Here is a 13,037-nt window from a genome sequence, read left to right as displayed (position 1 = left end):
CGCTTCCGTCGCTCACAGGCACTCGCGCTTGATCCGCCGGATGCCCTTCTCGTCCACGTAGTAGGGCGGTACGCACGGCGACCGCGGGCGCGGCCGCGCGGTCGCCGCGCCGCCGGGGCGCTCCGTCGCGCCCGCCCTCGCAGAGGCGCTCGCCGGCGCCGCGGGCGCTCCCGCGGAGGCGCTCGCCGGCGCGGCCGCGGAGGCGCTCGCGGACGCCGGCGCGGCCGCGCTGGGGGGCGCCTTCGCGGAGGCGCTCGCGGGCGGCCTCGCGGAGGCGCTCGCGGGCGCCGCCGGCCCCGCCAGCGCTGCGTGCGCGTCGGCCGCGGCCGATGCGGCCGATGCGGCCGACGCGGCCGAGGGCGACGCCGATCCTGCCCGGGGCGGCTCGGCCGAGGACGCCTCGAGCTCGGGGCGCACGCTACAGCGCTGGCTGGCGAGCGCGGCGACGGCGAGCGCGCCGGCCGCGATCGCGAACACGGCGCCGCGGGCCACACGCGCGGTCCGCCGCAGCGACGGCGCCGCAACGGGGACGGCGGTCACGAGCGCCGGCGCCTTCGGCCGCGCCATGTCCTCGACCGTCCTGGTCAGCGTCGGGAGCGTCACCGAGGATCGCGGCTGGCAGGCGCGGGGCTCGGGCGGCGGCGCCGGGCGCGGCCGCGCCCGGTCGGACACGGTGGGGGTCGACGGCAGCGGCGTCGAGAGCGCCGGGCTCCGCTGCGACGTCTCGATCTCGGCGAGGCTCCGCGACCGCGCCGTGAGCAGCGCCCCGGCGGTCTCCTCGACCCACGCCCCGACCGCGCGCGGGCTCGCCGGCGGCAGCGCCGCCTCCAGCGCCGTGGCCATCTCCAGCGCCGAGGCGTAGCGCTGCCGCGGGTCCCGCTCGAGCCCCCGGAGCACCACCCGGTCGACCTCCGCGGGCACGTCGACGAACGCGCTCGGCGGCTGGATCACGCCCTCGAGGATCCGCCCGAAGATCACCGCGTCGTTGTCGCCCGTGAACAGCCGCCGCCCCGTGAGCACCTCCCACAGCACCACGGCGGCGGCGTAGATGTCGGTGCGGCGGGTCAGGGGATCGCCGCGCAGCTGCTCCGGCGCCATGTAGCTGAGCTTGCCCTTGAGCTGCCCCTCGCGGCTCACCTGGCTGCGCACCGCCGCGCGCGCGATGCCGAAGTCGAGCACGCGCGCGATCCCGTCCTCGCCGACGAGGATGTTCTGCGGCGAGACGTCGCGATGCACGATCTGGAGCGCGACGCCGTCCTCGGCGGTGGCCTCGTGCGCCGCGTGCAGGCCCGCGAGCGCGCCCGCGACGATGGCCGAGCCGATCGCCGGCGGCACCTGGGCCCCTCGCCGGCCGGCCTCGCGGAGCAGGCTCGCGAGCGACTCGCCGGCGATGTACTCCATGACGAGGAAGAGCTCTCCGTCGGCCTGCACGCTGTCGAGCGTGGCGACGACGTTCGGGTGGCGGATGCGCACCGCGAGCCGCGCCTCGTCGAGCAGCATCGCGGTGAAGTCGGGATCCATCGCGAACTGCGGGTGCAGGCGCTTGATCGCGACGGTGCGCGCGAAGCCGTGCGCGCCGACGAGCCGCCCGAAGTGGACGGACGCCATGCCGCCCGAGGCGATCACGCCGTGCAGCGTGTACCGGTCGAGGGTCCTCGGCTCGCGCTCCTGGGCAGATGCCATCGTCGCCCTTGTTCTACATCATCTCGGCTGTGTTACCGGATGGTAACGCGCGCACGCGCCGTTTCCCCCCGCGCGGCGGGGAGAGGGCGGCGGAGGGCGCGTGGCGGGCTCGCGCGGGCCCGTGGTAGTCTGATGAGGTATGGCTTCTTCCGTTCGATGGGTGACGGCTGCTTCGCTCTCGCTCTCGCTCTCGCTCTCGCTCTGCGCGAGCGCGTGCTCGCTCCACGGGCTGAGCGACGAGTTCGACGGGACGGAAACGCCTGGCGCCGAGGACCCGTCGCTCGTGCGCGAGGCGGAGGCCGGACAGCGCGGGGGCGCCTTCGAGGTCGCGCAGGACAGCGAGGCGCGCGGGGGCGCATACGTGCGCACACCGCCCGGCGCGACGTGCTCCAGCGACGATCCCAACAACAAGGTGCGATTCGAGTTCGAGGTGGACGTCGCGGGCGACTACCAGATCCGCACCGAGGCCATCGCCCCCGACGAGCTCTCGGACTCGTTCCTCGTGCGGGTCGACGGCGCGCCCGCCGAGGGATACCTGTACATGCTGCCGACCAAGACCGGGATCTTCTTCAGCGATCTCGTGCATCACGAGACCGGTCAGGAGATGAAGCAGCTTGTCGTGATCCCGCTGGAGCGGGGCGCGCACGTCGTCGAGTTCTTCTGTCGCGAGCCGGGCGCAGGGCTCGACTGGATAGCGCTCGAGCGCCACTGATCCCCCGGGCCCCGCCGGCCAGCAGACGGCGTGCCAGCGGCGCGCGCCCTGCCGCGGGCGCGCGCCGCGAGGGCCGGGCGCGCATGTAGGATGGGCTGGTCGGTCGGGGCTGGTGGTCGCGCGCGACGACGCCTCTCGCGGGCGGGCAACCGTGCATGTCCACACTGTCAACCGCGGGTTGACACGGCCCGCGCCCCGGCCCGGCGCGCTCTGGAGCTCGCTGCGGATGCCGGGTGGCCGCGGCGGGCCGAGCGCGGCGGGGCCGCCGGTCAGAGCGGGACCTGGATCACGCTCTCGCAGGTGAAGTCGACGTTGAGGACCGCGCCAACGTCCGCCTGGACCGTGGCGCACGCGCTGCCGCAGAGCACGATCTGCGTCGGGTTCGCGGGCTCGTCGTAGCGCCAGGCGTCCTCGGTCGCGCAGGTCTGGTCGTAGGTGAGCTCGGTGGGGGTGTTCGCGCCGCTCGCCGTGTAGAGCACGCGGACCTTCTCCTTGTCGAAGGTGCCGCCGTCGGGCGCGGGCGGGATCGCCATCGTGCACGAGACCGAGGCGCTGCGGATCCGGTCGACCGCCGCCTTGAACGCGGCCGCGGTCTGCGACGGATCGCCGGTGTCGATGAGCACGGCCTCGCCCGTGCCGCCGGCGGCGGCGATCTGGTGCAGGTCGGAGACGGTATCGGGCGCGCCGGAGATCGGCGGGTTCGCCACCCCGATGACGTACGTCGAGATGGCGCTCGCGAGCGCCGCCTCGGCGTCGGTCACGACCGCCGCGACCGTATCGACCTCGTCGTCGCAGCCCTGCGGGTAGCCGTCCGTCACGAGCACGATCGCGTATTTCCCGGGGTTCGCCTGGCGCTGCGCCTCGATGAACGCGATCGTGCCCTCCAGGACCGCCACGGTCGGCGTGCCGCCGCGCCAGTCGCTCGAGGTCGTCGGCTCGATCGCGTCGATCGCCGCGCCGAAGGCCTGGGACGGGAGCGCCGTCAGCGGCACGTCGGGCGTCGTGTAGGAGACGCTCTCGCACTTGTCGCCCGCGCCGGGGAAGAACGTGAGCGAGGCCGAGAGCCCGTCGGACGCGGCGTCCGCGAAGAACTGCTTGGTCGCCGCGACCACGGGATCCCACTTGAGCGCCTTGTCGTGCCAGTCCTTGTCGCCCTTGCCCATGCTGCCCGACACGTCGAACGCAAAGGCGAGGTATACGGGCTGGAGGCCGGCCGTGGCCGTCTGCGTGGCGCACACCCCGTCCGGGCCCGTGGAGCCGCCGCTCCCGCTGCCGGCCGAGTCGTCCGGCCCGAAGTCCAGCGAGTCGTCCTGGCCCGAGCCCGAGCTCCCCCCGGAGGTCGGGCCTCCATTCTGCCCCTCGTCAAAGGTGGTGTCGCTGCACCCGAGCCCGACCGCAGCCGCGGCCAACAAAGAGACGGCAACCGTAAGCAATTTCACGCTCATGCTCCTTGCCCACCGCGCCGGCGCGGCCGCCGGTGTCCGACGGCCGGAAGCGCGGTTGTGGCCAGAGCGTGTAGCAACCGGCGCGCCACGCAGCCGGCGCGCCGGAGGGGCTGCGCGGGCCGCGTCAGCGCGGACCAGCGCACCGCATCACCACGTCCTTGAGCACGGCGTCGGCGGTGTCCAGCGCGGCGGTGTACGGCGGGGTGAAGGCGCTCCCCTGCCCTGACTCCTTCCGGGTGGTGTCGGCGAGGCCGATGTAGGCATTGCCGCTCGCCACGATCTGGGCGGTCGGCTCGGCCTCGTAGAAGACGTGCGGGTCCTTCACCCCGTCGAAGTAGTTGTTCTCGATCCGGAGCCTGGCCTCGAGTCCGCCGCCGATCGCGTAGTTGTTGCCGGCCGCCGAGTAGTAGTTGTTGAAGACGTGGACCTCGCCGAAGCGGACGCGCGGCATGCGCTCCGTCACGCCGTCGGCCCACCAGTTGTGGTGGTACGTGACGCGGAGCCGCCCCGTGTCCTCGTCGGCGTTGTTGTTGCTGTGGCCGACCAGGTTCGAGAAGCGGTGCGCGGGATCCGGCGCGTTGCTCGTGTAGTGAAACTTCGACCACGAGACGGTCACGAGGTCCGAGCCGTGGACGACGTCGAGGTTGCCGTCGAGCGCGTCCCAGATCTCCACGTGATCGACCCACACGTGATGCGCGAAGTGGATCTGGATCCCGTCGTCCACGGTCGAGCTGGCGTCGATCTTGAGGTTCTGGACGATGACGTTCTGGATCGGCGCGTCGATCGACTTCCCCCGGATCTGGAGGCGGCCGCGGAGGGTCGCGCCGGGGCCGACCCCGACCAGCGTCTTGTTCGACGCCACGTCGACGTCCACGCCGCTGAGGTCGATGTCGCCGGAGATCTCGATGATCAGGGGCTCGGCGCTCTCGGCGTGCTCGAGCAGCTGCTCGGCGGTGGTCGCCGCGACCGTCGCGCCGCCGAGGCCGCCGGTCGTGGCCGCCGCGCCGTGGCCGCTCTCGCTCGCCCAGCCGACCAGCGCGCTCGTCGGGCACCCGCCGGGGCCGCCCCCCGAGCCGGCGCCGACGCCGGCGCCCTCGCCGCCCTGCCCGCCGCCGCCCCCGCCCGCGCCTCCAGAGCCGCTCGCGCCGCTCGTGCCACCGGGCGTCCCGGCGCCGCTCGACGCGCTCGACGTGGACGACGGCGCGCCCGCGCCGGCGCCGCTCGACCCCGGCCCGGCCGGCGTGGCGCCGCTCGCCCCGGCGCCCTCGTCGCTGTCCGCAGAGGCCGAGCAGCCGCCTGCCCCGCCCAGCACGAGGAGGGCCAGAAGCCACGGCTTGAAACCCTTCGATCGCTCACGCCACATCGTTGCCTCCTGGATCGTTCTGCTCTCTCTCTCTCTTGCAAGACCACCGCGCCTCGCGCGCGGCGCGCCGCCCGACACCCGCCCTCACTCCACCTCGAACGCGCCGAGATCGGGCGCGGCGCCGGAATAGGGCAGCGCGGGCCCCTCGGTCGAGCCGGCGTCGACGAGCTGGCTCGCCGGGGCGAGCCTCAGGAAATCCGTCGCGGGGAGGCTGCCGTCGGGGTTGCGGGGGGCCTTCGCCAGCGCGCGATCGAGGCTGAGGAAGTCGGCGTCCGTGGCGCCCTCGAACGCGTTCGCGACCGTCGTGCCGACGGGCTCGTCGCCGGCTCTCCGCGCGTGCGAGATGTTGTTGATGAACGTGTGGAACCCGCCCTCGCCGAAGGCGAAGTTCATGGAGCCGTTCAGCCACCCCGTGCAGTTCTTGACCGTGATGTTGCCGACGTTGTTGTTCTCGTCGAAGCCGCGGACCTTGTTGCCGAACGCGACGGAGCGCGTGATCACGTGGTCGGACGCGAGCCCGTTGCTCCCGCCCATCTTGAAGCCGTTCCCGTTGCCCATGTACGGGACCGGCGGGGGCGTGCTCATGTAGCCCCCTTCCTTGTACCCGTTGTCGAACGCCCAGCACTGGTCGAGCAGGACCGGCTTCAGCGGCTTGCCGTTGCGGTTGAACATGTCCCAGCCGTCGTCCGAGTTGTTCCAGGCGCGGCAGCCGTGGAACTCGTTCCCCTCGCCGACGTTGAGCTTCGGCGCGAAGCCGTCCGCGTCGCCCCCGTCGGGCGGGTCGAAGTTGTTGTACGAGTCGCAGTTGACGATCTTGTTGTGCGAGGGCCACTCGTCGACCGGGGTCTCCACCTCGCCGAGCCTGCCGCCGAGCTGCAGGCCCGAGTCGCGGTTGTTGTGGAACACGCAGTGCTCGATCACGTTGTGGTGCCCCGAGATGAAGAGTCCGTTGTTGCCCGCGTTGGCGATCTCCAGCCCCTTGATGTGCCAGTAGCTGCCGTGCAGCTCGACGCCGCGCGGGCTGGCCGGGTCCCCCTTCTTGTAATACTGGTCCTTGAACTCGAGCACGGGCTTCTCGCCGGGATAGGCGTACACACGCTTCATCTGCTCCGGCGTCCCGTCGTTCCCGTACGCGATCTCCACCGTGGGGACGTAGAGGTACTCGCCCCCGCGCAGGTAGATGGTCTGGCCTGGCCGCACCAGGGTGACCGCCTTGTACAGCGTGGTGGGCGCGTCGAGGGTCCCCGGGGCGTCCTCCGAGCCATCGGGAGCGGCATAGAGGTCGTCCTCGCCCGGAGGCTGCTCCACGCCGCCCGTGCCCACGGATCCTCCGGCGGGGCCGGAGGACACGGACGACGAGCCGCCGTGCCCTCCGGAGGTGGTTGTCTGGCCGCTGCCCGCGCTGCCGGCGCTGCCGGCCCCTGCCCCGCTGCCCGTCCCTGCCCCGCTGCCGCCCGCGCCCCCTGGACCGCCGGCCTGGCCGGCGGGACCGCCCGCGTCGCCGCAGGCGACCACCGTGGTGAGCAGGAAGCCGGCGAGCGGCGCGGCGATGATGAAAGAGCGCATGTCGATATCTCCGTCGCTGGAACGTGAACGTGCGAGTCCGGGGCGATGTCAGCGACCGCTTCGGCTCACTGGACGGGCGCGATGTAGGCGATGAGGACGCCCATGTTCTTGATGAAGCTCTCCACGGTGATGCCCGTCGGCGCCTCCTCGGGCGGGTACGTCGCCGGCGCCTTGCTCGGCTCGTAGGGCGACGTGTCGTTGTGGTCGCCGACGTGCGTCGTGGCGTAGGTGTCCTCGGTATAAGGCTCCGCAGTGCCCGGGCCCGTGTAGGGGTTGGTGACGTACGTGAGCTTGACCGGCCAGTAGCCCTCCTCGTTCAGCTCGCTGACGACCTTCTGCGCGTCCGCCTCGGTCACCGCCGTGGTCGTCATCGTGCTGCCGACATAGAGGTCGTCGAGCGACACCTCGCGCAGCGAGAAGTACTTCGGCAACGCCGCCGGCTCGGTGATCTTGAGGGGCGAGCCCGCCGTCAGCTCCTCGGGCGATTTGGCCTTCAGGTCTTCGTAGCGCTTGCGGATGGCCTCGAGGTCGAGCTTGCGCGCCTGCCCGTAGTGGCCGATGGGCTTCTCGGGGCTCTTGTCGAAGTAGTACTCGCCGTTGACGACGTTCGAGCCGCGCCGGTGGACGTAGAGCGGAACGTCGGTCCCGATCTCGATGTACGTGGGGTGCGTGCGATCGGGGAAGAGCTCGATGAGCTCCGGCGTGAGCTTGACCTTCTCCAGCCACTCCAGCGCCTCGGGCACGCGGGCGATGTATTTCTCGTCCCCGGTCAGCTTGTAGAAGTTGAGGAGCTGCTGGATGTTGTTGGCCGTCGTGTGTGTGGTCAGCGCCGTGGGCTCGTACGTGCGCGCGCCCACGGGCTCGCCCTCGAGCGTGAACTGCAGGCCCCACGCGGGCTGCGGCGCGGGCTGCTGCATGGCGACGAAGTTGTCCATGGCGCGCTCGATGTTGACGAGCAGCTGAGGCTCGCCGAGCGCCATGCGGCACATGATCAGGAACTTGATGTTCTCCCCGGCCACGTCGTCGTTGAAGGTGACGAGGCTCGTGTAGTCGGGCACGCCCTCCTCCTTGCTCATCAGCGGGAAGCGCTGCGGCCATCCGCCCCCCTCGTACTGGGCCGTGGTGACGAAGCTGATCGCCTTGTAGAGCGGCCCGCGGAACCGATCGTCCTTCTTCTCGAGGTACATGCGCAGCAGGAGCTGCGAGGCCACGGCGGTGCCGGCGTCGTCGAACGTCGCGTTGCCGTAGTAGTGGTGGAACTCCTCGAGCCGCCAGCCGTTCTGGCCGATGGTCTCGTACCAGTCCTTGAGCGACTCCTCGCCCTCGAAATCGTAGATGTAGTTCCAGCCGCCGGCCTCGTGCTGGGCCTCGATCAGGGCCAGGGCCACCGTCTCGGCGGCCTTGTAGAAGAGCTCGTCCCCGGTCGCGTGGTAGGCGTCCAGGTACGCGTGGCCCATCGACGGCGTGCCGGGCGGCTGCACCCACAGCATGGTGCGCTTCGCCTCCATCTCGCCCCAGCTCCGGGAGACATCGGGGAGGTAGCTCCACACGTACCCCCCCTTGTACGCGACCTTCTCGCTCATGAAGGTGGCCGCGCGCTTCATCGCGTCGAAGTACGGCACCATCTCGGGCGGCACATCCGGGCCGGGGCCGGGACCGGGACCTGGGCCGGGACCCGGCTCCGTATCGCCGCCGCCGCAGGCGGCCAAGAGCAGGGGCGTGAGGATCGACATCGCGAACGTTCTGCGTTTCATGGGCTCCTCGGTCGCACGGGTCCCTCGCGTCGGTCGCAGGGCCCGTCGAAGAAAGTCGTTGCTGTTGTGGTGGTGAGTTGGAGAGAGGCTGTCCGGTCCCCCCGGATCAGGGCCTGTAGTCCTCGCGCGCGGGCGTGAAGACGTCGAGCACGACGGAGGGCTCGAACGCCCAGGCCTGGTGCTCGACGCCCCCGCGGACGACGAAGCTGTCGCCGGCGCGCGCCTCGAACTCCTCCTGTCCGCACGAGAACTTGAGGTGTCCGGAGATGACGTAGACCAGCTGGTCGTGCGGGTGGCTGTGGCGCGCCCCGGCCCAGCCGTTCTCCATGTGGTGCTCGACGAGCATCATGTTCGGGTTGTGGGCCAGGATGCGCCGCCGGAGCCCTGGCTCCGGCGTGAAGAACTCGACCTCGCCGCTCGAGACGCGCATCAGGCTCGGGACATCTCTCTTCTGAACGTCGTTCATGCTTCCTCCGGCTCCTCGAGGCGGCTACGCCCGCTTCGCCCGCGCGCCGTCCTTGAGCTCTGCCCGCGCGGCCTTGACGATGGACAGGAACTCCCGCGCGCGATCCGTGAGCACCTCGTCCTTGCCCGCCTCGAGCGCCTCGGTGTCGACGAGCTCGCCGCCGACCCCGAGCGCCACGGCGCCGGCCTCGATGAAGTCCCTGGCCGTCGTGAGGTTGACCCCGCCGGTCGGCATCACCTTCACGTCCGGGAGCGGCCCGCGCAGGGCGCGCAGGTACTTCGCGCCCCCCATCGCCGAGCACGGGAACACCTTCACCGCGTCCGCGCCCGCCTTCCACGCGGTGATCACCTCGGTCGGGGTGAGCGCCCCGGGGAAGACCGGCTTGCCGAGGTCGTGTGTCGCGCGGATGACCTCCAGATCGAGCCCCGGGCTGACGATGAACTGAGCCCCGGCCTCGATGCACCCGCGCGCCGCGTCCGCGCTGAGCACCGTGCCCGCGCCGACGAGGACGTGGCTCCCCATCCGCGAGGCGATCTCGTGCACGACGGCGAGCGCGTCGGGCACGGTCATCGTGATCTCGACGACCTCGATCCCGCCCGCGCGCAGCGCGCGGGCCGCGCGCACGGCGAGATCGCCGCTCGCCGCGCGCACCACCGGGACGACGCCGATCTCCTCGATACGGCGGACGACTTGCTCCCTGTTCATCGCTCGATCCTCGCGCTCGCGCCGCTCATCGCGCGCCGCACCTCGCCCAGCGACGCCATCGAGGTGTCCCCCGGCGTCGACATCGCCAGCGCCCCGTGCGCGACGCCGCACTCGAGCGCCCACTTCGGGCCCTGCTCCGAGAGGAGGCCGTAGATGATCCCCGACGCGAAGGAGTCGCCGCCTCCCACGCGATCGAGGATCTCGACGTCCCGCTGCGGGACCTCGTAGAACTCGCCCTTGTAATACAGGATCCCGCCCCAGCCGTTGACGCTGGCGCTCTTCGCCGTCCTGAGGCTCGTGGCCACGACCGAGATGTTCGGGTACGTGGCGACGACCTCGGAGATCATCCGGCGGAACCCCTCGGTGTCGAGCTGGCTGTAGCTATGGTCCACGCCGGACACCTCGAAGCCGAGCGCCGCGACGAAGTCCTCCTCGTTGCCGAACAGGCAGTCGACGTACGGCATGAGGGCGCGATTGACCTCGCGCGCCCGCTTCTGGCCGCCGAAGTTCTTCCACAGCGAGGGCCGGTAGTTCAGGTCATAGGAGATCCGCACGTCGTGCTCGCGCGCGGCCTCCATGGCCTCGCGCGCCACGTCCGCCGTGGTCTCGGAGAGCGCGCAGAAGATCCCGCCGGTGTGGAACCAGCGCGCCCCGCGCTCGCCGAAGACGGCCTTCCACGGGACGTCGCCGGGCCGGAGCCTCGACGCCGCGCTGTGGCCGCGGTCCGAGCACCCGACCGCGGCGCGGGGCCCGAACCCGCGCTCGGTGAAGTTGAGACCGTTGCGGACCTCCCGGCCCACGCCGTCGTAATCGACCCAGCGCAGGTACGACGTGTCCACGCCGCCCTGGAGCATCAGGTCCTCGATCAGCCGCCCGACGGGGTTGTCCGCCAGCGCCGTGACGATGGCGGTCCGGAGCCCGAAGCAGCGGCGCAGGCCGCGCGCCACGTTGTACTCACCGCCGCCCTCGCTGGCGTCGAACGACCGCGTCGTGTGGATGCGGCGCTCGCCCGGGTCGAGGCGCAGCATCACCTCCCCGAGGCTCACCTGGTCCCACTGGCACCCTTTTGTACTGCGAATTTGCATCACCATGCTCCTCAGCGGCTCATCCAACCGCCGTCGACGACCAGCACGTGGCCATGGATGTACTTGCTCGCGTCCGCGCTCAGGAACAGCGCCGCTCCCGCGATGTCGCTGGCCTCACCCCAGCGCCCCGCGGGGATGCGCTCGAGGATCTGGCGGCTGCGCGTCTCGTCGGCCCTGAGCGCGGCCGTGTTGTCCGTCGCGATGTAGCCGGGCGCGATCGCGTTCACGTTGACGCCCTTCGCCGCCCACTCGTTCGCGAGCGCCTTGGTCAGCTGCGCGATACCGCCCTTGGACGCCGCGTACGCCGGCACCAGGATCCCGCCCTGGAAGGCGAGCAGCGACGCGATGTTGATGATCTTGCCTGTCCCTTGCGCGAGCATCTCCTTGCCGGCGAACCGCGACAGGCGGAACGCGCACGTCAGGTTGACCTCGATCAGCAGGTCCCAGTCCTCGTCGGAGTACTCGACGGCCGGCGCCCTCCGGATGAGCCCGGCGTTGTTCACCAGGATGTCGATGCGGCCGAGCTCGGCCTTCGTCCTCCGGATGAGCTCCGGGTGCGCCGCGCGATCCGACAGGTCGGCGGCGATCCCGATGGCGCGCCGTCCCAGCTTCTGGACGGCCGCCATCGTCTCCTCACCCGGCCCGTCCTTGCCGTGGATGGCCACGTCGGCCCCGGCGGCCGCGAGCGCGGTCGCGATGGCGGCGCCGATGCCGCGCTCCGAGCCGGTCACGAGCGCGACCTTGCCGTCCAGTCGAAACAGATCGTTCTTCATCGTACTATCCTTGCTTGAGTCGCGCGGCCTCGAGCCGCGGCACGAGCGCATGAATGATGCCGAGCGCCAGGAGGTAGGCAGAGGCCGCCATGATGAACAACGTCGAGTAGCTCCCGGTGAACTGCAAGACGCGGCCGGCGATCTGCGCGATGAGCATGCCGCCGATGGCCCCGGCCATGCCGCCGAGCCCGACGGCCGAGCCCACGGCCTGCGACGGGAACATGTCCGTCGTGAGCGTGAACAGGTTCGCCGAGAAGCCCTGGTGCGCGGCGGTGGCCAGCCCGAGCAGCAGCACGGCGACCCACAGCGAGTCGGTGCGCGTCGCGAGGAAGACGGGCGCGACGCCGAGCGCGCACACGAGCATCGCGGTCTTGCGCGCCGCGTTCGCCGTCCAGCCGCGCCGCATCAGCGTCGACGAGAACCAGCCGCCGGCGATGCTCCCCACGTCGGAGAGCAGGTAAATCGTGACGAGCGGAGGCCCGATCTGGAGGAGATTCAGCCCGTGCTTGCGGTTCAGGAAGTCGGGGACCCAGAACAGGTAGAGCCACCAGAACGGGTCGGTCATGAACTTGCCGATCGCGAACGCCCACGTCTGGCGGTGCGGGACGAGCGTGAGCCAGCCGATCTTGCCCGGCGGCGGCGACTTCTCGCTCTCGATGTAGGCGCGCTCGGCCGGCGAGACGCGCGGGTGCTCCGCGAGCGGCCTGTAGAGGATCATCCAGGCGATGATCCAGAGCGCGCCGATCGCGCCCGTGATCGCGAAGGCCGCGCGCCACCCCCAGTTGACCGCGATGAACGGCACCACGAGGGGGCACACGATCGCGCCGATGTTCGTCCCGGAGTTGAACAGGCCGGTCGCGAGCGCGCGCTCCTTCTTCGGGAACCACTCCGCGATCGTCTTGATGGCGCCCGGGAACATCCCGGCCTCGCCGATGCCGAGGGCGAACCGGGCCGCGGACAGCCCGCCGGCGCTGCCCACGAGCGCGTGCGCCGCCGCCGCGACGCTCCAGAACCCGACGGCGAACGAGAAGCCGCGCCGCGTCCCGATCTTGTCCATGAGGCGGCCCATCGTCAGCATGCCGAGCGCGTAAGCGGCCTGGAACGACGTGACGATGTTGCCGTAATCGATATCGTTGTAACCGAGCTCTTTCTGGAGCGTCGTCTTGAGTACCCCCAGCACCTGCCGATCGACGTAGTTGATCGTCGCGGCGGTGAACAGGAGGGCGCAGATCAGCCAGCGATAACGCCCGACGCGGGCGAGCGCGCCGGGCGGGGCGGTGGCCCCGGCGCTCGGCGCGGCCTCCGCCGGCAAGCTGGGAACGCCCGTTGCGGGCTCCGACTTCATGACCATGGGACTATCCTCCTCGTGCCCTTGCGAATCGTCGCGGGTCCGCTCGCGCGACGGTTACCTGAGGCTCGCCTCGAGGCCGGAGCCCCGCTCGCTGGACTCCGGCTTCACGTTGCGGAGTACGATCTCTTGGGGAT

The 13,037-nt window shown here is 71.3% G+C and carries 11 protein-coding genes; 1 reads left to right on the top strand and 10 read right to left on the bottom strand.

Annotation, left to right across the window (positions count from 1 at the left end; translation table 11 throughout):
- Window positions 1-12 precede the first annotated feature (12 nt).
- Window positions 13-1,683: a serine/threonine-protein kinase gene (locus WMF43_RS20055; RefSeq protein WP_437682382.1), complete on the bottom strand. Its 1,671-nt coding sequence runs from the start codon at window positions 1,681-1,683 to the stop codon at window positions 13-15.
- A gap of 139 nt (window positions 1,684-1,822) precedes the next feature.
- Between WMF43_RS20055 and WMF43_RS20050 the strand changes: the two genes are divergently transcribed.
- Window positions 1,823-2,395: a hypothetical protein gene (locus WMF43_RS20050; RefSeq protein WP_437682380.1), complete on the top strand. Its 573-nt coding sequence runs from the start codon at window positions 1,823-1,825 to the stop codon at window positions 2,393-2,395.
- Between the two features lie 269 nt (window positions 2,396-2,664).
- Here WMF43_RS20050 and WMF43_RS20045 read toward each other — a convergent pair whose 3' ends face one another.
- The 9 genes from WMF43_RS20045 to WMF43_RS20005 form a co-directional block, all read right to left on the bottom strand.
- Window positions 2,665-3,840 (bottom strand): vWA domain-containing protein, encoded by a 1,176-nt coding sequence (locus WMF43_RS20045; protein ID WP_437682378.1) that lies wholly within the window; start codon window positions 3,838-3,840, stop codon window positions 2,665-2,667.
- Between the two features lie 124 nt (window positions 3,841-3,964).
- Complete coding sequence (locus tag WMF43_RS20040) at window positions 3,965-5,203, bottom strand: pectate lyase family protein (protein WP_437682377.1); 1,239 nt, start codon at window positions 5,201-5,203, stop codon at window positions 3,965-3,967.
- Between the two features lie 84 nt (window positions 5,204-5,287).
- On the bottom strand, window positions 5,288-6,769 hold the full coding sequence (locus tag WMF43_RS20035) for a right-handed parallel beta-helix repeat-containing protein (RefSeq protein WP_437682375.1): 1,482 nt from the start codon (window positions 6,767-6,769) through the stop codon (window positions 5,288-5,290).
- Window positions 6,770-6,834: 65 nt separating this feature from the next.
- Window positions 6,835-8,523: a pectate lyase gene (locus WMF43_RS20030; RefSeq protein WP_437682373.1), complete on the bottom strand. Its 1,689-nt coding sequence runs from the start codon at window positions 8,521-8,523 to the stop codon at window positions 6,835-6,837.
- Between the two features lie 106 nt (window positions 8,524-8,629).
- Window positions 8,630-8,989: a cupin domain-containing protein gene (locus WMF43_RS20025; RefSeq protein ID WP_437682371.1), complete on the bottom strand. Its 360-nt coding sequence runs from the start codon at window positions 8,987-8,989 to the stop codon at window positions 8,630-8,632.
- 24 nt (window positions 8,990-9,013) lie between these two features.
- Window positions 9,014-9,694, bottom strand: coding sequence for a bifunctional 4-hydroxy-2-oxoglutarate aldolase/2-dehydro-3-deoxy-phosphogluconate aldolase (locus WMF43_RS20020; protein ID WP_437682369.1), 681 nt, complete (start codon window positions 9,692-9,694; stop codon window positions 9,014-9,016).
- The gene (locus tag WMF43_RS20015) at window positions 9,691-10,785 is read right to left on the bottom strand and encodes a PfkB family carbohydrate kinase (RefSeq protein WP_437682367.1); all 1,095 of its coding nucleotides are present in this window, start codon (window positions 10,783-10,785) and stop codon (window positions 9,691-9,693) included. Before WMF43_RS20015 ends, WMF43_RS20020 begins: the two co-directional genes overlap by 4 nt.
- A 5-nt stretch (window positions 10,786-10,790) precedes the next feature.
- Entirely contained in the window at window positions 10,791-11,552 is a 762-nt protein-coding gene (kduD, locus tag WMF43_RS20010) for a 2-dehydro-3-deoxy-D-gluconate 5-dehydrogenase KduD (RefSeq protein ID WP_437682365.1), read from the bottom strand.
- Between the two features lie 4 nt (window positions 11,553-11,556).
- Window positions 11,557-12,903 (bottom strand): MFS transporter, encoded by a 1,347-nt coding sequence (locus tag WMF43_RS20005; protein ID WP_437682364.1) that lies wholly within the window; start codon window positions 12,901-12,903, stop codon window positions 11,557-11,559.
- Between the last annotated feature and the right edge of the window lie 134 nt (window positions 12,904-13,037).

The sequence above is a fragment of the Sorangium sp. So ce131 genome (assembly GCF_051519095.1).
Lineage (GTDB): Bacteria > Myxococcota_A > Polyangia > Polyangiales > Polyangiaceae > Sorangium.
The sequence above is the reverse complement of the archived record's forward strand: the minus strand, read 5'-3'. Positions and strand labels throughout refer to the sequence as shown.

Excerpts from the sequence above, each read along its gene's own strand:
- WMF43_RS20055 (WP_437682382.1), bottom strand. The coding sequence starts at position 1,683 with ATGGCATCTGCCCAGGAGCGCGAGCCGAGGACCCTCGACCGGTACACG.
- WMF43_RS20050 (WP_437682380.1), top strand. The coding sequence starts at position 1,823 with ATGGCTTCTTCCGTTCGATGGGTGACGGCTGCTTCGCTCTCGCTCTCG.
- WMF43_RS20045 (WP_437682378.1), bottom strand. The coding sequence starts at position 3,840 with ATGAGCGTGAAATTGCTTACGGTTGCCGTCTCTTTGTTGGCCGCGGCT.
- WMF43_RS20040 (WP_437682377.1), bottom strand. The coding sequence starts at position 5,203 with ATGTGGCGTGAGCGATCGAAGGGTTTCAAGCCGTGGCTTCTGGCCCTC.
- WMF43_RS20035 (WP_437682375.1), bottom strand. The coding sequence starts at position 6,769 with ATGCGCTCTTTCATCATCGCCGCGCCGCTCGCCGGCTTCCTGCTCACC.
- WMF43_RS20030 (WP_437682373.1), bottom strand. The coding sequence starts at position 8,523 with ATGAAACGCAGAACGTTCGCGATGTCGATCCTCACGCCCCTGCTCTTG.
- WMF43_RS20025 (WP_437682371.1), bottom strand. The coding sequence starts at position 8,989 with ATGAACGACGTTCAGAAGAGAGATGTCCCGAGCCTGATGCGCGTCTCG.
- WMF43_RS20020 (WP_437682369.1), bottom strand. The coding sequence starts at position 9,694 with ATGAACAGGGAGCAAGTCGTCCGCCGTATCGAGGAGATCGGCGTCGTC.
- WMF43_RS20015 (WP_437682367.1), bottom strand. The coding sequence starts at position 10,785 with ATGGTGATGCAAATTCGCAGTACAAAAGGGTGCCAGTGGGACCAGGTG.
- kduD (WP_437682365.1), bottom strand. The coding sequence starts at position 11,552 with ATGAAGAACGATCTGTTTCGACTGGACGGCAAGGTCGCGCTCGTGACC.
- WMF43_RS20005 (WP_437682364.1), bottom strand. The coding sequence starts at position 12,903 with ATGGTCATGAAGTCGGAGCCCGCAACGGGCGTTCCCAGCTTGCCGGCG.